The sequence below is a fragment of the Colwellia sp. M166 genome, assembly GCF_024585285.1.
Taxonomy (GTDB): Bacteria; Pseudomonadota; Gammaproteobacteria; order Enterobacterales; family Alteromonadaceae; genus Cognaticolwellia.
This window is the reverse complement of the sequence record NZ_CP040755.1, coordinates 4086830-4105477: the sequence shown is the minus strand read 5'-3', so window position 1 is coordinate 4105477 and position 18648 is coordinate 4086830. Positions and strand designations below refer to the sequence as shown.

At 39.3% G+C, this 18648-nt stretch carries 15 protein-coding genes and 1 pseudogene; 11 read left to right on the top strand and 5 right to left on the bottom strand.

The annotated features are described in order from the left end of the window. Window positions 1-61 precede the first annotated feature (61 nt). Window positions 62-835 (bottom strand): Crp/Fnr family transcriptional regulator, encoded by a 774-nt coding sequence (locus FGD67_RS18580; RefSeq protein WP_257172531.1) that lies wholly within the window; start codon window positions 833-835, stop codon window positions 62-64. Between the two features lie 335 nt (window positions 836-1170). Here FGD67_RS18580 and dnaK point away from each other — a divergent pair, with 335 nt between their 5' ends. The 7 genes from dnaK to FGD67_RS18545 all read left to right on the top strand — a co-directional run bounded on the left by dnaK (window position 1171) and on the right by FGD67_RS18545 (window position 11155). Further along, the gene (gene dnaK, locus FGD67_RS18575) at window positions 1171-3054 is read left to right on the top strand and encodes a molecular chaperone DnaK (protein WP_257172530.1); all 1884 of its coding nucleotides are present in this window, start codon (window positions 1171-1173) and stop codon (window positions 3052-3054) included. A gap of 494 nt (window positions 3055-3548) precedes the next feature. Further along, window positions 3549-4139: a transcriptional regulator BetI gene (betI, locus tag FGD67_RS18570; protein ID WP_257172529.1), complete on the top strand. Its 591-nt coding sequence runs from the start codon at window positions 3549-3551 to the stop codon at window positions 4137-4139. Between the two features lie 18 nt (window positions 4140-4157). Beyond that, the gene (betB, locus tag FGD67_RS18565; protein ID WP_257172528.1) at window positions 4158-5621 is read left to right on the top strand and encodes a betaine-aldehyde dehydrogenase; all 1464 of its coding nucleotides are present in this window, start codon (window positions 4158-4160) and stop codon (window positions 5619-5621) included. 70 nt (window positions 5622-5691) lie between these two features. Next, the gene (gene betA, locus FGD67_RS18560) at window positions 5692-7377 is read left to right on the top strand and encodes a choline dehydrogenase (protein ID WP_257172527.1); all 1686 of its coding nucleotides are present in this window, start codon (window positions 5692-5694) and stop codon (window positions 7375-7377) included. A gap of 277 nt (window positions 7378-7654) precedes the next feature. After that, on the top strand, window positions 7655-8872 hold the full coding sequence (locus tag FGD67_RS18555; protein ID WP_257172526.1) for a BCCT family transporter: 1218 nt from the start codon (window positions 7655-7657) through the stop codon (window positions 8870-8872). Between the two features lie 19 nt (window positions 8873-8891). Then, window positions 8892-9596, top strand: a complete 705-nt coding sequence (locus tag FGD67_RS18550; RefSeq protein WP_257172525.1) for a TorF family putative porin — start codon at window positions 8892-8894, stop codon at window positions 9594-9596. A 233-nt stretch (window positions 9597-9829) separates the two neighbouring features. Next, the gene (locus FGD67_RS18545) at window positions 9830-11155 is read left to right on the top strand and encodes an aspartate aminotransferase family protein (RefSeq protein WP_257172524.1); all 1326 of its coding nucleotides are present in this window, start codon (window positions 9830-9832) and stop codon (window positions 11153-11155) included. Window positions 11156-11282: 127 nt separating this feature from the next. Here the strand turns inward: FGD67_RS18545 and FGD67_RS18540 are convergent, their stop codons facing one another. Next, window positions 11283-12152, bottom strand: a complete 870-nt coding sequence (locus tag FGD67_RS18540; protein WP_257172523.1) for an MYG1 family protein — start codon at window positions 12150-12152, stop codon at window positions 11283-11285. Window positions 12153-12408: 256 nt separating this feature from the next. Here FGD67_RS18540 and hflX point away from each other — a divergent pair, with 256 nt between their 5' ends. Beyond that, entirely contained in the window at window positions 12409-13776 is a 1368-nt protein-coding gene (gene hflX / locus FGD67_RS18535) for a GTPase HflX (RefSeq protein ID WP_257175161.1), read from the top strand. 245 nt (window positions 13777-14021) lie between these two features. Next, window positions 14022-14144: pseudogene (locus FGD67_RS21950) on the top strand (IS3 family transposase); the annotation flags it as partial. Window positions 14145-14334: 190 nt separating this feature from the next. Here the strand turns inward: FGD67_RS21950 and FGD67_RS18530 are convergent. From FGD67_RS18530 to FGD67_RS18520, 3 genes are all read right to left on the bottom strand, one after another. Next, window positions 14335-15114, bottom strand: coding sequence for a hypothetical protein (locus FGD67_RS18530; protein ID WP_257172522.1), 780 nt, complete (start codon window positions 15112-15114; stop codon window positions 14335-14337). 165 nt (window positions 15115-15279) lie between these two features. Beyond that, on the bottom strand, window positions 15280-15681 hold the full coding sequence (locus FGD67_RS18525; protein ID WP_257172521.1) for a hypothetical protein: 402 nt from the start codon (window positions 15679-15681) through the stop codon (window positions 15280-15282). Window positions 15682-15992: 311 nt separating this feature from the next. After that, the gene (locus tag FGD67_RS18520) at window positions 15993-16541 is read right to left on the bottom strand and encodes a TrmH family RNA methyltransferase (protein WP_257172520.1); all 549 of its coding nucleotides are present in this window, start codon (window positions 16539-16541) and stop codon (window positions 15993-15995) included. 187 nt (window positions 16542-16728) lie between these two features. Here FGD67_RS18520 and FGD67_RS18515 point away from each other — a divergent pair, with 187 nt between their 5' ends. Both FGD67_RS18515 and FGD67_RS18510 read left to right on the top strand, forming a co-directional pair. Continuing rightward, entirely contained in the window at window positions 16729-17844 is a 1116-nt protein-coding gene (locus FGD67_RS18515; protein WP_257172519.1) for an endonuclease/exonuclease/phosphatase family protein, read from the top strand. A gap of 135 nt (window positions 17845-17979) precedes the next feature. After that, on the top strand, window positions 17980-18615 hold the full coding sequence (locus tag FGD67_RS18510; protein WP_257172518.1) for a hypothetical protein: 636 nt from the start codon (window positions 17980-17982) through the stop codon (window positions 18613-18615). Window positions 18616-18648 lie beyond the last annotated feature (33 nt).

Below are 18648 nucleotides of genomic sequence, written 5' to 3'. Positions count from 1 at the left end.
ATCGTTAGTTTTTTGTCTAGCACTTGTTTTTTACTGATAGCTCCAAACTGACAGCTTACAGCTATCTTTTGGTAGTCGGCAATAAAGGCGCATTAGGTAAATTTTCAGTAAATTTCGCGGCAGCTTCTAGTGCTTCTAAATCTTTAACAATGAGCTGGTTACGTTTTTTATCAAGCGTGCCAGCTTTTTTCCATAGCTGTAACTGCTTATTGATCACCTGTCTTACCGAGCCGGCCATACGCGCTAAGGTGTCATCATTTAAACCATTAACCAAATGATGCTGATGCTCCTCAGCTTTACTGCCGGTATAATACTTAATTTTATTGATATGATTTAAGATAATACGACTTAAGCGCGTAGGTACGTCATTTAAAATAAGACTACTGGCTTGCTGTTCTTTTTCACGCATTTTCTGTGCTAAATAAGGCATAAACTGCTGATTAAATTCAGGGTAAGTCCATAACCAATGACGCATAGTATCAAGCTTCACTGAAAGTAACTTGACTGTCGTTAACGGTGAAATAATAACATCGTGGGGCTGATTATCTAACAACACCATTAAATCAAAACAATCACCAGCATAAAGCATATCAAGTGTCGCTTCCCGGCCCGTTTCTGGATTACTTTGCTTTATTTCTAGTTGGCCATCAATCACGACAAAAAAGCGCTGCATTAAAATATTAGCATTAATGTACTCACCTTTACGCCATTCATCGAGCTGAAACTCCTGTTGAAAGTCTTCAATAAGCTTGCTCGGTAAGTCAGCAAAAATATTGGCTTGTTTAACTAATACCGGATTAGCTTTTTGCGGTAAATGACTAACATTTTTATTCATAGTTAACAAAACTTTAGCGTTATAGTAAACGAGTGATTTATTCTACCTAGTTGCTGCAATATAGTAAAAGCCAATCACCCTATTGATTTTTTTACTGTTAACACAAAAAACCTAACAAATTGATTTTTAATCTTAAAATTTTTTAATGTAAAAATAAATATCTAATTTATTCATACTGTCATATTTGTGACAGAAGCATTTTCTCAGCTTGCATAATATAGCTCCACTAACCAAACAGTGAAGGCTGTTTATACGGTCAAACTGCTTACTGGGTAATAGCCTTAAAGCATCAGACCTTTTTTATGAAGTTAATTTAAAAGAAGCAGGTAATTATTATGACTAAAACTATTGGTATTGATTTAGGTACAACAAACTCATGTGTATCGGTAATGGAAGGCGGCGTAGCAAAAATTATTGAAAATGCTGAAGGTAGCCGTACTACCCCCTCTGTTGTTGCTTATGCAGACAATGAAATATTAGCCGGCCAACCAGCAAAAAGACAATCGGTAACCAACTCCGAAAACACCTTATTTGCTATTAAACGTTTAATTGGTCGTAAATTTGACGACAAAGAAGTGCAAAAAGACATCAAGCTAGCACCTTATAAAATTGTCAAAGCAGACAACGGCGATGCTTGGGTGCAAGTCAATGGTAAAAAACTATCGCCACAAGAAGTATCAGCACAACTGTTACGTAAACTGAAAAAAGATGCTGAAGCTTACTTAGGTGAAAAAGTGACAGAAGCGGTTATTACCGTACCGGCTTATTTTAACGACTCACAACGCCAAGCGACAAAAGATGCAGGTAAAATTGCCGGCCTTAACGTTAAACGAATCATTAACGAACCAACCGCTGCAGCACTTGCTTACGGTGTTGATAAAAGCAGTAAAGCGGATCAGAAAGTTGCCGTTTACGATTTAGGTGGTGGTACTTTTGATGTGTCTATTATTGAAATAGCTAACGTTGATGGTGAGAAACAATTTGAAGTATTAGCAACCAATGGTGATACCTTTTTAGGCGGTGAAGATTTTGATTTACGCCTGATTAATTACCTTGCTGATGAATTCAAAAAAGACAGTGGCATCGATGTTAAGCAAGATCCATTAGCACTACAGCGTATTAAAGAAGCGGCTGAAAAGGCTAAAATAGAGCTATCATCAGCACTACAAACTGACGTTAATTTGCCGTATGTTACAGCAGACGCCAGTGGCCCTAAGCATTTAAACGTGCAGGTAACTCGTGCTAAATTAGAATCATTAGTCGATGATTTAGTCAAAAGTACCATAGCACCATGTCAGCAAGCGTTAAAAGATGCCGGTTTAAGCAAAAGTGATATCAGCGAAGTTATTTTGGTGGGTGGTCAAACACGTATGCCAAAAGTACAAGACGCAGTAAAAGCCTTTTTTGGTAAAGAACCACGTAAAGATGTTAACCCTGATGAAGCCGTTGCCATGGGTGCAGCCATTCAAGCAGGTGTGTTGTCAGGCACAGTAGGTGATGTGTTATTACTTGATGTAACGCCATTATCACTGGGTATTGAAACCTTAGGCGGTGTAATGACCAAGCTTATTGAAAAAAATACCACCATACCAACACGAGCGTCTGAAGTGTTCTCAACCGCCGAAGACAACCAAGCAGCGGTTACGGTGCATGTACTGCAAGGCCAACGTGAAATGGCAACTGATAATAAATCGTTAGGACAGTTTAACTTAAGTGATATTGCTCAAGGTCCTCGTGGCTCAGTACAAGTTGAAGTGACTTTTGATATTGATGCAGATGGTATTTTAAATGTCTCAGCCAAAGACAAAGCCACCGGTAAGGAGCAAAGCATTACCATTACCGCCTCGAGTGGTTTGAGCGAAGATGAAGTTAATCGCATGGTCAATGATGCTGAACTGCACGCCAATGACGATAAAGAAAAACGTGAGTTAGTTGAGCAACGTAACCAAGCGGATCAGTTTATTCATACAGTACAAACAGCCATGGAGAGCTTTGCAGATGAACAAAAATCTGAGCTTAATAGCTTAATAGAGCAACTTAAAATGGCCGTTAACGGTAATGATAAAGCCGCAATTGTAATGCGACAAACCGCATTACAAGAAGCTTACAGTAAAATAATGCAAGCTCAGCAAGCACAACAACAAACCAATGCTGCCAACGACGAAGTGAATAACGATGATGTTATCGATGCTGACTTTGAAGATGTGAGTAATGGCTAAGAGCTCAAAGCTTAATGAGCACTTACACAATTGTACTTGCCCACATAAGGCCTGACGATTTAGTTAAAAACGAGCATTTAATGCAGCATATTTAATACGCTCTGATAAACAAAACCTCTAATAGTCACTATTAGAGGTTTTTTTATACCCAAAAGAAAGCAAAAGATACAATAGGTTAACCAGCCTTAGCTTTGAATATCAAACACTTTTCGTTTGAACCTGCATCACTTGTGCGCTAAGTGCGAATTAAGGGAAAATTCAACGCTAAGACTGGATTAACTATAACTTATCATTCGAACTCTAATCTTTAGCTTTAAATTAACGATTAATTACATAGCACAAAAAGCTAGTCAACAGACTGATTTAGCAACAATAATCATACTTAGCATGGCTTAGCGTTATTAAGTGTTTTCAATAGTTGAATTGATCATTAGTGTAAAAACCATTAGAATAGAAACTAATTGAACGTTCAATTAAAAAAAAGAAAACTCTTTATGCCTAAAGTTGGAATGAAACCCGTACGTAAACAACAATTAATCGATGCCACGCTAGAATCGATTGGTGAGTTCGGTTTACAAAGCACGACCATTATCACCATCAGCCGTATTGCTGGCTTATCTTCAGGAATTATTAGCCATTATTTTGGTGGTAAACAAGGGCTTATAGAAGCGACAATTATGCATCTATTAGAGCAACTAAGATTGGCACTAATTGCTCGAATTTCTGTTAAACATCTTGATGCGACTGAACGATTAAAAATAATCATAGAAGCCAATTTTACGCCATTTCAGCGTTCGACTCCGGCCATTAAAACATGGCTGAGCTTTTGGACAGAGTCAATGCATGACGCTAAATTGAGAAGATTGCAAAATATCAATAGTAAGCGTTTATACAGCAACCTACTATTCTCATTTCGTCAACTACTAGCTGATGACGCGGCACAAATAGCGGCAAAGCAAACGGCGGCCATGATTGATGGTTTCTGGCTACGCTGTGCGTTAAGCACCAAGCCAGAAGCAGAGTTCAAACAAGCTGAGCAATTATGTAAAAGCTTTATAGACGAGCAACTTAACTCATTAAATTAAAGAAAGTGGAGATATTACTTGTCACTAACACGTTATAAAAATTATGTCGATGGTGTTTATATTAAAAACACGAGTGGTGAAACATTTGATGTTATCAACCCTGCAACCGGTAAAGTTATCTACCAAGTTGAAGTTGCTGATGAGCAAGTACAGGCAAAGGCAATAGCAAGTGCAAAACTTGGCTTTGCTACTTGGTCGGCAATGAGCGCAATGGAGCGTAGCCGAATTTTACTTAAAGCCGTAGCATTATTACGTGAACGCAATGATGAACTGGCAAGAATTGAAGTACTAGATACCGGTAAACCATGGCAAGAAGCCTCAGTAGTTGATGTTTTATCTGGTGCTGATTCTATTGAGTTTTTCGCAGGGTTAGCGCCTAGCGTTGAAGGTAATCAACAAACAGTCGATGGCGATTTTTATTATACCCGTCGTGAACCACTGGGGATTTGCGCTGGCATTGGTGCTTGGAACTATCCATTACAAATTGCTTGTTGGAAAGCTGCACCAGCATTGGCTTGCGGTAATGTAATGATTTTCAAACCCTCAGAAGAAACGCCATTAGGCGCATTAAAACTTGCTGAAATATTTACTGAAGCTGGCTTACCCAATGGCGTATTTAACGTTGTTCAAGGTGCAGGTGAAGTTGGCGCTTGGCTAACACATCATCCTGAAATTGCTAAAATTTCATTTACTGGTGAAGTAGGTACCGGTAAAAAAGTGATGGCGGCGGCGGCAAGTTCACTGAAAGATGTCACTATGGAACTTGGCGGTAAATCGCCACTGATTATTTTTGATGATGCCGATCTCGACAATGCAGTTTCTGGCGCCATGTTAGGTAATTTTTATACCCAAGGTGAAGTATGTACTAATGGAACACGTGTATTTGTACAAAAATCACTTTACCCTGCTTTTATTGAAAAACTTGTCGAGCGTACACGCAACAATATTATTATTGGTGATCCGATGGATCCTGAAACTAATTTCGGCGCACTTATCTCAGCAAAACATCAACAACTTGTACAAAACTATATTGATATCGGCATTAAAGAAGGTGCAACGCTACTACATGGTGGCAAAGCACTCCACCCTGAAAATGCACCTGATGGCTTCTTTACCGCTCCAACCATTTTTGGTGATTGTCATGATGAAATGACCATTTGTCGTGAAGAAATTTTTGGTCCGGTGATGAGTGTACTAAGCTTTGAAGATGAAGACGAAGTGATCTGCCGCGCTAACGACACAGAACTAGGCTTAGCGGCAGGCGTATTTACTCAAGATATTACCCGTGCTCATCGTGTTGTTCATCAAATGCAAGCCGGTATTTGTTGGATCAACAGCTACGGCGCATCGCCAGCACAAATGCCTGTTGGTGGCTATAAGCAGTCAGGTATTGGCCGTGAGAATGGCCTATCAACACTTGATCACTTCACACAAATTAAAGCGGTATATGTTGGGCTACAAAAACTCGACAGTCCTTTTTAAGCACGTAAATTAGTGTCCAAAGCAAAGCCGTAAAGTGGCAAACGTACTAAATTATTAAGATGGGTTTTAAATGAAAAGCGAAAAATTTGATTATATTATTGTTGGTGCAGGCTCAGCGGGCTGTGTATTAGCAAATCGTCTGAGTGAAGACAGTAATAACAATATTTTACTGATCGAAACCGGAGGCAGTGATAAAAGCATTTTTATACAAATGCCCACCGCGTTGTCTATTCCGATGAATACCAAAAAATACGCTTGGCAATTTGAAACCCAACCTGAGCCATTTCTTAATAATCGCCGCATGCATTGCCCTCGCGGTAAAGTGCTTGGGGGGTCTTCATCAATTAACGGCATGGTTTATGTACGCGGTCACGCAAAAGACTTTGATGAATGGCAACAGCATGGCGCTCAAAACTGGGATTATGCTCACTGTTTACCTTACTTTAAAAAGTCCGAAGATTGGGCATTTAATGCCAATGACTACCGTGCAAAAAATGGCCCTTTAGGTGTCAACAACGGTAATCAAATGCAAAATCCGCTTTACCAAGCGTTTGTAAATGCGGGTGTTGAAGCCGGTTACTTTGCCACTAAAGATTATAATGGCGAACAGCAAGAAGGCTTTGGCCCAATGCACATGACAGTTAAAAACGGCGTGCGCAGCTCAACAGCCAATGCCTACTTACGCCCTGCTATGGCGCGTAACAATTTAACCGTTATAACCCATGCATTAGTACACAAAGTACTACTTGAAGGTAAAAAAGCCGTTGGTGTTAGGTATGAGCGCAAAGGCGAAAATTTTGATGTTAAAGCCAGTAAAGAAGTTATTTTATCTGCCGGCTCAGTTGGCTCACCACATATTTTACAACTATCTGGCATAGGCCCAAAAGCGGTCCTTAACGCTGCCAATATTGAAGTAAAGCATGATTTACCCGGTGTGGGCCAAAACCTACAAGATCACCTTGAATTTTACTTTCAATTTAAATGTAAAAAACCTATTTCACTGAATGGCAAATTAGATTGGTTTAGTAAGCTTAAAATCGGTGTACGTTGGATCTTAACTAAAAAAGGTTTAGGGTCAACCAACCACTTTGAGTCTTGTGGCTTTATTCGCTCTAAAGCCAGTGTTGAATGGCCTGATTTACAATACCATTTTTTACCTGCCGCTATGCGCTACGACGGTAAAGAAGCTTTTGCTGGTCATGGTTTTCAAGTACATATTGGCCATAACAAGCCAAAAAGTCGCGGCCATATTAAAGCACTTTCAGCGGATCCTAAAGCCCATCCAGAAATTTTGTTTAATTACCTTGAGCATGAAGATGACCGCGAAGGCTTTCGTGCTTGTGTACGCTTAACCCGAGAAATTATTAATCAACAGGCACTTGATGAATATCGCGGTGAAGAAATTCAACCCGGTACACATATTCAAAGCGATGAAGAAATAGACAGCTTTGTTCGTGAATTTGTTGAAAGTGCCTACCATCCATCTTGCTCATGCAAAATGGGCACAGATGAATTGGCAGTGGTTGATCCAGAAACTCGTGTCCATGGTATTGAAGGTCTGCGCGTGGTTGATTCGTCAATTTTCCCTACCATTCCAAACGGCAACCTAAACGCACCAACAATTATGGTTGCTGAACGCGCAGCCGACATTATTAGAGGCCGTGAGTTACTTGCTGCTTCTAGCGCGACAGTCACCATAGATCCTAACTGGCAACAGCAACAACGTTCAGCGTTGCCAAAAAGAACCACAAACTAAGTTTTAGAATATTTTATACCCATGCCACATCAAGAAGCAGGATTCAGCTGAAACTGCTTCTTGAGATTTTATAGGTATATTAATCGCGAGTAATCTTTCAGAGCTTAATTATCGCCGTCATCGCGTTTTTATAACGACTACAGTATGACGGCGACAATTAACGTTTGAAACCTAATATTAAACCGATTTATTAGGTGCTGCTGAATACTCTAACTATAAAAAAAGAAGAGGAGTTAGTTATCTTTATATTGATTGAAAGCACAACAGGGAGAAAATCATGACAGCTTGGTTATCTGCCGGTATTTTATTTACCTTTGCCACTATCGCATTTATTTTATATCGTTGGGGAAACGTACGCTGTGTAGGTGTTACCCCGGTTAAAACCTTCACCTTTATCGCCATTTTGTTTACTTCTGGCTTAGATGTGGGACTGATCATGTTTCCATTAACTGAGTTTGCGGGTTATGGTGATTTAGTCACCAGTCCCGAATATGGCTTCACTAATCCCTTGGCTATTGAGTTTGGTTTTTGGGCCTTCTTGATTTGGAGTTTTTACTTTCTCACCTGTTTCTATTTTTGTGTTATCGAGCCACGCGTACGCTTTTTTGAGCTGCCACTGGTGAAACTCATCAATAACATAGTGATTATTGGTACCTGTGCCTTTACTGCCTATTTATTGCTATCTAACTTGCCTTGGTACTTACCCGAGCTTGGCGATGGTGAATCTATTATTGGTAGTTTCTACTTAATTGTGCTGCTCGTTATTGCAACCGCCGTATATTCAAGTACTAACATCCGCTATGTACGTATTTTAAGCTTAGCCACCACCTGGTTATTTATCGCCCTCATTGCCTTAATGTGGGGCGGTGCCTTTATGGGCGAAAACTCAAGTCTTAGCGATTTTGCTAATACCTTCTCCTTGCTTGGCGGCTACTTTGGCAATATCCATGAGTTTGTTTTACCGATGAATGATTATCATGAATTCTACCTTTATTGGTGGTTTGCATGGAGTATTATGATCGGCCAATTTACTGCACGTTTTGTCGGTGGTTTACGTACTTATCAAGTACTGGTTGCTATGATGGTATTTCCTTCTATCCCAATCGCAATATGGTTTAGCGTATTGTACTACTACAACTTAAATGGCCTAGAAACCACTGGTTTTTATAATCTTGCCATGGCCGTTGTCGGTATCACTTTCGTGATTAATTCGCTCGACTCACTCATTCGTTTATATACCGATAACTTGAATGTCGGTGTTGCTCGCGTAGGAAGAGTTAAATACTTTTTGGGTAACCTTGCGGCACTAAGCTTACTTACCTTGCTATTTAAACTAGACTTCCTAGAAATTCAATGGGTTGGAGCTGTGGTTATTGGCTTATTCTTCACGTGTTTTGGTTATATCTTATTAACCAAATTCAAAGAAGTGGCGTCAATAGAGAGCTCACCGAAAGAAAATAAAATAGATTTTACTAAAATAGAACATGTGACCTAATTAAATGAGTACAAAAGTAATGAAAAAAAGTATTATTGCCTTAGCAACAAGTTGTTTATTAACCGTATCTTCAGCTGCGTTAGCTGATTTATCTGCTACGGTTAGTGTAACCTCTGATTACACCTTTAATGGCGTTAGCCAAACAGGAAATGATCCAGCGTTACAAGCCAGTTTAGATTACTCAGCCGCTAACGGTTTTTATGTCGGCACTTGGGCGTCAAATGTTGATTTTGGTAACGGTGACGACACTAATCTAGAATGGGATGCTTATGTAGGTAAGTACTTTCAGTTAAATGAGAAAGTCGGCCTAGACGCTGGTATCGCTTATTATACTTATCATGGTGACTCAGCCTCAGATAGCTATAATTATCCTGAAACTTACGCCAAATTTGCCTATAACTCGTCAGTCGGTGATACCGAATTAAACTTTTGGTATAGCTGGGACTATTTTGGTCTTGATGTAGGCCACTATATTGCTATGGTTGCCCATACCATTGAGATTGCTCCGGGTCATAGTATAAAAGCCAGCTTTGATCGTTCAACGTCAAACGATGAAAACAAATGGGCATGGAATGAAAATGATACATACAATCATATATGCCTTGAGTATATAACCAGTTATGAAGGCTTTGCTCTTAACTTAGCTGTTGAAGACACCAGTATGAATATTGATACTGCTGATACACGGGTTGTGTTCACTGTTTCTCGTACTTTTGATTTATGACAACTCAACTAAGTTAACTTGGGTTAAGTTAAGCAAGATAATAAAGCAGCTATTGATTTTTTAATCTTTGTGCTTTCAAAAGCTCTTACACTGAATGTGTAAGAGCTTTTTTATCACTAAATTATTGTTAAATGCCTGCTAACACTTCCTGATGCCGTGTGTTACCTGTATTATCCCCGTCATTAAATATCACCTTTTTTTGTGAAAAATAAACCGCTAGATTGGACCACCTTATGACCAAAACACACAAACCTAATAGTGTCGCTATGCTCAAACGAGCACACCAAAACATGCCTTTAGGCGTTGCTGATAGCTATCGCTATTGGGGAGAAGACAACACAGTATTTTTGAGCAGTATGAAAGGCTGTACAATTACTGATTGCGACGAGCAAACATTCGTAGATTTTCGTTTAGCTTACGGCCCTATCATTTTAGGCTACCGCGATGAACGTGTTGATAATGCCGTGATTAATGCCATCACCAACATTGGCAGTATTTCAGGGTTTTCAACCGGTCTGGATTCTGACGTTGTCGAATTGGTGAAGTCGCTTTGTCCTAACATTGAAAAAATGCGTTTTGCTAATTCAGGTACCGAAGCGGTTATCGGCGCAGTACGCACTGCTCGTGGTTTTACAAAACGTAATAAAATTGTTGTGGTTGAAGGCGGCTTTCATGGTTTACATGATGAAGTTATGTGGAAGTCTGATGTTGATAACTGGCAACTAGACGATAAAAACTCACCAGAAATTATTCCATTTGGTGCCGGTATTCCGCAAAGTACACGCGAACATCAAGTTAGTGTGCCTTTAAACGACTTTGCTGCTATCGACGCTGTTTTTGCACAACATAGTGATGATATAGCAGCGATCTTAATCGAACCTATCATGGGCAACTGTGGTTCCATTGCCTCAACACAAGCCTATATGCAAAAGCTACGTGAACTATCTGACAGCAACGGTTCATTACTGATCATGGACGAAGTAAAAACCGGTTTCCGCGTCGCTAAAGGTGGCGTGCAAGCTTTGTATAACATTCATGCTGACTTAACCACGTATGCTAAAGCGATGGGTAATGGTTACCCTGTTGCGGCATTTGGTGGCCGAGCGGATGTCATGAGTGCGATATCTTTTGATAAAAATGGTGTAACGCATGGCGGTACTTATACCGCTAATATGGTGGCATTAAGCGCAGCAAAAGCCACCTTAACATTATTGAAAGAAACCGATGCCCTTACCACGATCGACCGTGTTGGCGAAGAAATTCAAGCTCTGCTGTCGCGCGTATTTAGCAAGTTTGATATTGAACATTGTTTTGCCGGTCCTAATGCCATGTTTGGTGTGCATTTTGGCGCCAGTGTACCGCAGAACTATCGTGACTGGAAAAAAACCAATAGTGATTTATACACGCAATTTGCCCTGAATTTAATCGACAAAGGTGTCATGCTAGAGCCTGACTCGCGTGAACCGTGGTTTATTTGTGAAGCACATCAAACCATCGACTTTACCTGGTTAGAGCAAGTAGCTGAAGAAGCAATGGCAGAAGCACTTGAAGTAAAGTAAGCGTAAAGTAGGCATCAGAAATCAACAACAAAAAGCACGAATATAGCTATACTCGTGCTTTTTTATTCAAATCTAATTCACTGCAAAATGACTACATATCTACATCTCAACATAGCTAATGAGATGGTTATTCTGCTAGTGCAATAGCGGCCATTTTCATGGTGTTAGCAAACGACTCTGCGCCAGCAATAAATAAACCATTATGACAAAACATAGCATCATCAATACCGGTTACTTCTTGTAGTGCTTTACCCGATAAACCAGCCCACGCGTGTGGTAATGATTTCCTATCTTCAAATGAACCCGGTTCAACCGGCACGGTTTGAATTCGCCATTGACCTGATTGCGATGGATAAACCATATATAACGCTTCTGTCGACAAAGCATGTACCGTTCTTTTCCACGGTGTATATTTTTCTAAGACAATAACCCGCGGATCTTCAGCGTTTTCAATTGCCTGAGCAACAATCGTTTTCGCGCTAATACCGCCGCTTGCAGAGGCAATAAAACGCGCTAAAATACGTGCAGCAAAATCAACCGCTTCATTAAAACAACCATCAAAGTCGCCATCTTCTTGCCATGTAGGGTTAAACATTGAAATGGTTTGGCTCAAACTAATCCCTTGAGCAACACCTTCCACATGGCCGCAATCAATGGCATCAATAGTCGACACTAAACCGTCATCAACCGCATTAGCGACTTCTTGATTATTTTGACATAGCGCTAAACCATATTTTTGCCAAATTAAACCAAATGACGAATAAGGAATACCATTTTCGCGTGCGCCTGCCCCACCACGTTGATGATGATCAAAACGACCAGCATCTGCGTCATATTCACCGCCAACATCAATCACAATGTCAGCCTTGGCAATAACGTCTAGATCGCGTGTGCGTATCAAGTTAAAACCAGGAAAAATACTTTTAAGGGCAGCGATACTAAATACATCGTCTGCATGAAAATTACCGTCATGCGTTACTATTGTTTTATCAGTCATTTATATTCTTTTAATTAGCTTGTGTCAGGTTAGACAGAAATATGAAGCAGTCATATAATGAGTTTCCAATTTAATAAAGTGCTAAATAGGAAAAATTAAGGCCGAATTCTATACGAATACCAACAATAACAACAGTTGAGTAGGCAATAAATTCAAATCCACGACACTAAACCTATAAAGCTGGTCGATAACAGCGTAGGATCAAGCTACTTTGTTAACACTAGGTTTGCACTCAGGTGCACAATATCAAACCATTATGCAACTAACCGCAAAAGCAGCCCTTAATCATGCCCTACTTATTTCTATTGCCACACCTGAATTTAAAGGTGATGAAGCTACTGAATCTCTAGCAGAGCTCGCTCGCTTAGTCACAACCTTAGGCTTTAAAGTGGTTGGTACTCAATCGCAAAAACTAAGTTCAACAAAAAGAGTGAATGTACTGGGTTTAGGAAAACTAGCTGAAATAGCTCATCTTACGGGTAACAAAGGTGATGTTGAAGACATTGAAGAAGTTGAATACTCTGCAGCTAAAGCGCTAGCGGATGAAGCGGCAATGGCCATGACATCGTCAGATATACCGTCTGAAAACCTTCCCTTTGGTTGTGCCGATGTGGTGGTATTTGATTGTGACCTGAGTCCGTCTCAATTACGTAATGTTGAAAATCAACTAGGCGTAGAGGTATTTGACCGTACCGGTATCATCATCGAAATTTTTAGTCGCCATGCTCGTACTAAAACAGCGAAATTACAAGTTGAAATTGCCCGACTTAATTATGTCGCGCCACGACTTCGTGAGTCCTCTTGTGGTGATAAAGAACGTCAAATGGGTAAAGGCGCAGGTGAAACTACACTGGAATTAAACCGTCGGAAAGTACGCGACCAATTAGCCGAATTAAAACGCGAGTTAGTGAGCGTGCAAGACGAAATGCAAGGACGTCGCACACAGCGCTCAGAGCTATTTTGTGTTGCTTTAGTTGGCTATACCAATGCTGGAAAATCGTCAATGATGCGAGCAATTACTGGTAGTGATGTTGAAGGTGAAAACAAATTGTTTGCCACCCTTGATACTACCGTCCGTGCTTTGTATCCAACCACCCAGCCGAGAATATTAGTCTCTGATACCGTCGGTTTTATTAAAAAATTACCGCACGACCTCGTTGCCTCATTTCATTCAACCTTAGCAGAAGCCCATGACGCTTCATTATTGCTATATGTGGTTGATGCTGCTGACCCCTCTTTTCGTACACAACTTGATGTTGTTCATGAAGTATTAGCAGAAGTTGGCGTTGAAGATAGTAAAAAATTATTAGTACTGAATAAATCAGATCAGCTAACAGCTGAGCAACAACAGGCCTTAATGGTAGAATTTCCTGATGCCATGATGACCTCAACTCGCAACCCTGATGATATCAGTAAACTACATCAGTATGTCGTTAATGCGGCACAAGAAGAGATGATTGAAGATGAGATCATTGTGCCTTATACCGCCAAAGGTATCATAGGTGAAATTCGTGCCAGCATGAGCGTCACTAAAGAAGACTATCAATATGAGCATATTAAACTTACTGTACGTTCGAACGCAATTGAATTAGAAAGATTAAAAAAACGTATGAAGAATTTATAAAGACCAAAGCGCACTCAGTAGTAAAGTGGCATAATTTAGTGTTAAAAAATACATTTTTTACCTATCGAAAGCGATAAGTGAAGCTTCGCCCAACAAATCAATTATACCTACGGCACAGTTGATAAAATATCTACATTTTTATCAACTGAATATTAGTGGAAGCCTCTGTCCCCCTAAAGCTTGATTTTTTATTAACTGTTCTTCCCTCAATTTAATAGACACCTCATCATATTGATGAGACTACAATGCCCAAATATACACAACCTAGAAAAACATGGTTTTATCCAGTAAGTTTCAAAATCAAGGCAGTCAAACTAAGCTCAAAAAACGATATTGTGTCAAAGCATGTTGCGTTAGCGCTTGATATTTAACTGTTTATGCCCTGTCGTTAGCAAAAACAGCACTGAGAAAAAAATATTTTAAAGCTCAGCGCTACAAAGGCAGTAACAAAATAATGCCTCTAATGACTGACTTCTTAGTAAGGTATTTAAACTTGTAGAGTGAAGCATCTTGAATTGAAATATTGCGATAAACTATTGCTTAAAACCCTGAGTGTGATTAAAGCCCTGAACGAGTTTTTATTTCAGTAGCTTCAACCGCATGTAGAATATGTTGATAAGGCTGAGATAACAAACACCAAAAAATTTGGCATTCTGGCTGTTCTAACATTATGCAGGCATTGTAAACTTCATCACAAAGCGATTTTATTTGCCTGTCTTTGCTCGGCATTGAGTAGGCAATAATGCCGGTATTCATCACTCGGTTGTTAGCACAATAGCCATTTTCGAGCTTAGTATTAATAAAATCGATGGTTTTATCCATATGCTTCACATATCTTTCTTGCCCTTTTGCGTCTTCTACCTCGTGCCATATAGTGGGCTTAAACCTTGCTTCATACCTGAGTAAGATCCCTTTTTTATTAAGCTTAATGATATCAGCAATGTCATCAGAAATTCGTCGACTGTCCATATATACGATGTGTTCAGCATGCTTGAAATTAGTGTCATCAATTTGCAGAAATTTAACTTTTTTAGCCAATAATGAGGAAGTAATACTTTCTCCGTTATCAATGTCACTTTCAATAAAGCAGAAATGCCAACCTTTAAACAAAACTTCTTTTTTTAACCTTTTATTGTTCGAATAAAAGTAGCAGTTTTCGATATTATTAGGTGCTGGAGGTATAATGGACACTAAACCTAGGGCATCTAAAACGCGAAAAGGTAGGATATTTTTTATCGTCGCGTAACACCATTGTTTACAGGCAGCGAATGAATTGACTCTAAGTGGCTTATTAAATTTATAACCAAACCAACACGATAACACAGCAACGTTTTTCATTTGGTCTTCCTTAACCGCTCGATGGTTTATAGCTGATAATACGAGAATACTGACGACTATATAGCCACTCAGAATAATAGCCAATCAAACAATAGATTAAACAGAGCTTTCTCCCCTTGCTCGGTTATTTAAATATGTGAGTAGTGCACTTTACGTCTTTTATTATCAAGCCTTAGCTTGATTCGCTGCCTTTTTAGCAACATATAATGCAAAAAATACAATCACAATGTACCTTGGCATTATTGTACCTATGGTAAATAACCAATTTTGTGACTGTCCTATGTTGATAAAAAAGAAAATATGCTGAAAACAAAAAGGCGCCAATAACACTAAAAATGGTAAGTAATGTTTATTGGAGTTGAAGTATTTGACTATAAAAGCAAAAAGAAAATAAACCATTATTAACGGTAAAGCCGTTGTAATCATGTCGACTAAGGCAAAGGCAAAAGTTGGCGGTACTTTAGCTATCGGAGCCAAAATGTTAGCAGGTACGGCAATAGCAGCACCAATACTGATGATGTATACCGATAAGTACGCATATAAAATACCGAGTAAAGCAGCTAACACAGTAATTTTACTCTATCCATGAGCCGGTCTCCATTAAAAATATAACTACGTCCTATTTAGGCACATATTGTTTATATGGCATATTCGAATGTTGCACTGAGCTGTTATCTCTCAGCGCTGATATATCTATTCGTGTCAGTATTAATATTTTTCATGTTTGATGATTTACTTTTTAAACTAAAGCGCTGTAAAGTTAATGTTATTGCACCATATAATTCTTCGCATCATCCTAGCAAATATCATGTTTTATGCTGTTGCCATTACACCTAACTTTACTCGATTAAGCAAATCATCATTAAAAGCAATGCCATTTAACCTTTGATGCTTTTACGCATTTGGCTAGCACATTCAGCCAGTACAATAGCGCCGGCGGTTGAAACATTTAACGAATTTCCCATGCCGTGCATGGAAATATGTATCTGTTGATTGGTTAATTTCAGTGCCGCCTCACTAACGCCCTTGCGCTCATTACCTAACACTAACACACAAGGTGACGAGTAATTAAGCTCTTTGTAGTCAACCGATTGCTGACAAAGTTCAACGCCGTAAATAGCGTAACCTTTATCAATTAAGCCCTGTATGCTTGCGGTGGTACTATCGCTATATTCAACACAAACCCATTTCGCTTCATTTCTTGAGGCTTTACGCAATTTTTTATCTGAAATAGTCAGCGCACCACACACAATTATTTTCTCGATAGCAAAAGCGTCAGCCAAGCGAATAAACGAGCCAATATTGTAGCTATTGGTGACATTGTCTAATACCAATACCAGTGGAATTTTAGGCTTATTTACGTATTCATCTCGAGTAGGCTTGGTGGTTCTAAGCTCTTCTTTGCTAAGTTGTATTGCTGAATGCATGCTGTTTACTCTTGTTACGACCGATGTATGTGTGATGTTGTGCTGAAAATCGTTTATTGTTTTATCTTTATTGCTAATAACATTGGGGTATAATTAATCGACATCATTTTTAAGAGTTAACATTATCGACCAACAAAATAGTAAAAAAATTAATCAGCAATTCCCGTCTGCAGCATTATCCGTATCAGTGACAAATACACAACTTAAAATTGCCACTTTCAACTTATTTAATTACCTTGAACCGCCAAATGCTTTTTATGATTTCGAACGTATTTATAGCGCTGAGCAATGGCAAAAAAAGCAAAAATGGATCGCTGACTATTTACTAGAACATCAGCCAAACATTATTGGCTTTCAGGAGGTTTTCAGTCCTGAGTCATTAAAACAACTAGTTGCTGCACAAGGTTATCAGCATTTTGCTGTAGTTGACCAAGCACAAGTTATTGATGACTTTATTTATCGTAGCCCGGTTGTAGCCATTGCCTCTCGCTACCCCATTGTTGCACTAGCCGCGGTTAAGCCAAACACTGAGCTAGCAGAAAGTTTAGGGCTAGCTAGTGACTTTTCATTTAGCCGTAAAGTACTAAGAGCCACCGTAGATGTTCCTCATCTTGGCCATTGCGACTGCTATGTCGTGCACTTTAAATCTAAACGCTCGATGATCGAACTTGATGAACAAGATAAAACTCATAGCGCTGAAAAAACCATTATTGAGAGCTTAAAAGTACAAGTAGCCGGTGGCTGGGGTTCAACCATACAGCGTGGCAGTGAGGCAGCATTATTAATGATTGAAATGATTGCGCGGCGCGAAACTAGTAATAATCCGATGGTATTAATGGGCGACTTTAACAACAGCTTAGCCGACGGCGTGCTCAGCCATTTACTTACCAATACTCTGCGCTTTGTTTCTGCTATTGATCGCGATGCATATCTGGCTAAATATTGTTTAAACGATGCTTGGGATTTATTTCAAGTGGCACAAAGTAATGACGGTGATGTACAAGGCGAAACACATATAGAAACTCATCAGCAAGTTAGTCAAGCAGTTAGTCAAGCAGTTAGTCAAGAAAAAGTGCAAACAAAACCAATAGCACGTACACCAACGCATTATTTTGGCGCGAGCAGTTCAGTGCTCGATTATATTTTACTGTCATCTGAATTTGACGCTAGCGACCACGACAGTTTGTATCAAGTCAGCGATTATCACACCTATGATCGACATTTAATTAACCCTATTTTTGATCGTGATGGCGAAAGTACCGATCATGGCATAGTGTTAGTTACCTTAACCTTGAGATCTTAATAGTAAACCGGTTAATTAACCTGATAAAAGCAACTAAATATAACTACCCAGCTGATGCAACTAAATTTAATTGCCTTTGTAAAAGCAATCAAATATAGTTGCATTAGGTATATACACTGAATTAGGTTAATTAATATGATTGCGGTATTAACAGGGGATCTCGTCAGCTCGACGAAGATGACTAATGAAACATATACCAATGCTATTGATAGCATTAAAAGTCACCTTAAAACAGCAAATGAAAAATATCATGCCATTGGTGAAGTGTATCGAGGTGACGAATTTCAAATCCAGTATCCAGACCCTATTCAGGCTTTAAAAAGCACATTACTCATTAAGCTTGCCCTGCACTTAGCAAGTTTTTCAACAAAACCTATACAATGCACATTATCGTTAGCTTACGGTCGCCATAATATTTATGATAACAAGCCAAACACTTCATCAGGACCGGTATTTATAGCGTCGGGAAGAGGTTTAGAAAAGTCTCAGCGAGGCGAGTTGTCACTATGCTTTACGCAAAACGATAGCGATCGTGAACTTCAGCTGTTAACGCAGTTTTTAAGTCATTTATTGAATCGGCTGACGAAAACCCAAGCTGAATTACTATATCAATATATAGATAGCGACTTTGCTGAACATAAAAAAATTGCAGAAATTACCGGAACAACACGGCAAAATATCAGTAATAGATTAAGTAATATTGGCGCTTTTCTTGTGAGAGATTACACGAAAAATATAAATCAAAAAATTATGCTATACCAAACAGATTAATGACTTGACCACTTAGCAAGAATTAAAAGACTC

What these genes read in the sequence shown, in the direction of transcription:
- FGD67_RS18580 (WP_257172531.1), bottom strand. Translation starts at nt 835, where the DNA reads ATGAATAAAAATGTTAGTCATTTACCGCAAAAAGCTAATCCGGTATTA.
- dnaK (WP_257172530.1), top strand. Translation starts at nt 1,171, where the DNA reads ATGACTAAAACTATTGGTATTGATTTAGGTACAACAAACTCATGTGTA.
- betI (WP_257172529.1), top strand. Translation starts at nt 3,549, where the DNA reads ATGCCTAAAGTTGGAATGAAACCCGTACGTAAACAACAATTAATCGAT.
- betA (WP_257172527.1), top strand. Translation starts at nt 5,692, where the DNA reads ATGAAAAGCGAAAAATTTGATTATATTATTGTTGGTGCAGGCTCAGCG.
- FGD67_RS18555 (WP_257172526.1), top strand. Translation starts at nt 7,655, where the DNA reads ATGACAGCTTGGTTATCTGCCGGTATTTTATTTACCTTTGCCACTATC.
- FGD67_RS18550 (WP_257172525.1), top strand. Translation starts at nt 8,892, where the DNA reads ATGAAAAAAAGTATTATTGCCTTAGCAACAAGTTGTTTATTAACCGTA.
- FGD67_RS18545 (WP_257172524.1), top strand. Translation starts at nt 9,830, where the DNA reads ATGACCAAAACACACAAACCTAATAGTGTCGCTATGCTCAAACGAGCA.
- FGD67_RS18540 (WP_257172523.1), bottom strand. Translation starts at nt 12,152, where the DNA reads ATGACTGATAAAACAATAGTAACGCATGACGGTAATTTTCATGCAGAC.
- hflX (WP_257175161.1), top strand. Translation starts at nt 12,409, where the DNA reads ATGCAACTAACCGCAAAAGCAGCCCTTAATCATGCCCTACTTATTTCT.
- FGD67_RS18530 (WP_257172522.1), bottom strand. Translation starts at nt 15,114, where the DNA reads ATGAAAAACGTTGCTGTGTTATCGTGTTGGTTTGGTTATAAATTTAAT.
- FGD67_RS18520 (WP_257172520.1), bottom strand. Translation starts at nt 16,541, where the DNA reads ATGCATTCAGCAATACAACTTAGCAAAGAAGAGCTTAGAACCACCAAG.
- FGD67_RS18510 (WP_257172518.1), top strand. Translation starts at nt 17,980, where the DNA reads ATGATTGCGGTATTAACAGGGGATCTCGTCAGCTCGACGAAGATGACT.